At 43.7% G+C, this 919-nt stretch carries 3 protein-coding genes; all 3 read left to right on the plus strand.

Annotated elements, in window-relative coordinates:
- Positions 1-255, plus strand: a 255-nt coding sequence (locus tag ACFIKU_RS09830) for a hypothetical protein (protein ID WP_375657398.1), incomplete at its 5' end; no start/stop codon positions are given.
- Positions 252-617 (plus strand): head decoration protein, encoded by a 366-nt coding sequence (locus ACFIKU_RS09835; RefSeq protein ID WP_273783909.1) that lies wholly within the window; start codon positions 252-254, stop codon positions 615-617. The genes ACFIKU_RS09830 and ACFIKU_RS09835, both read left to right, overlap by 4 nt.
- A 12-nt stretch (positions 618-629) precedes the next feature.
- Positions 630-919, plus strand: a 290-nt coding sequence (locus tag ACFIKU_RS09840) for a major capsid protein (protein WP_375657399.1), incomplete at its 3' end; no start/stop codon positions are given.

Consider the following 919-nt stretch of genomic DNA (forward strand, 5'->3'; position numbering starts at 1 on the left):
CTTGAAAAAGAAAGAAAGCGCGCAAAAGCACTGACCAACCTTGAAAAGCAAGCAAAGCAATTAGGCGTTTCTTTTGACGCAGCAAAAGCTATTCAAAACGGTATGAGTCTCGAAAAAGCACGCCAATGTGTGTTGACGGCTGCTAGCTCTCAAAGCGCGTCTTTAAAAGTCTCGCCTTATACCCCTCATAGTGATGGGACAAGCAAGGCAAAGATTCACGCAAAATGGGAAGCAGCTTGGAGGGCAGTGAAATGAATATTGTTTATGAAGACGTACGCAATGGCGCTTATCTTGGACCCTACGACCCCGATATGTCAAACGAAGAAGTGGTGTTTGCATCAGGAGCATTCATTGAAGCGGGAACTGTTATGGGAAAGATAACCTCATCAGAAAAATATATCCCCCTTAATCCAGCAGCAACAGATGGCAGCCAAACACCGGCAGGGATTTCTTTTGCCACTGTTGACGCAACAGGCGCCGATCAACGCGCCGTGATTACAGCACGCTTATGCACAGTGAAAGCTTCTGAACTGCTATGGCCAGATGCCATCACAGATGAGCAAAAGAACGCGGCCATTCAGTCTTTCGAAGACAAAAACAACATTCTATTGCGATAGGAGAATGCACACATGGATATGAATTTTTTTAAACATGATGCTTTCTCAAGCATCACAATGATGAAAGCCATTGAAAACTATGAGTTTCAACCTGGTCTTGTAAGCTCTCTTAATCTTTTTGAGGAAGTTGAAACCAGTACCACAGTGGTTGGTATTGAACGGCGTGATAATACATTTTCGCTTATTCAAACCAGTGAACGTGGTGCACCTTTGGCAGAAGGTGATAGAGAGGGTCGTAATCTTCGGTTTTTCAAAACAACACGGATTGCCAAAAGTGATACCGTAAAATCAGAAGAAATCCA

The organism is Bartonella sp. CM120XJJH, assembly GCF_042194715.1.
GTDB lineage: Bacteria > Pseudomonadota > Alphaproteobacteria > Rhizobiales > Rhizobiaceae > Bartonella.

Coding starts and splice junctions, on each gene's coding strand:
- ACFIKU_RS09835 (WP_273783909.1), top strand. CDS start 252: ATGAATATTGTTTATGAAGACGTACGCAATGGCGCTTATCTTGGACCC.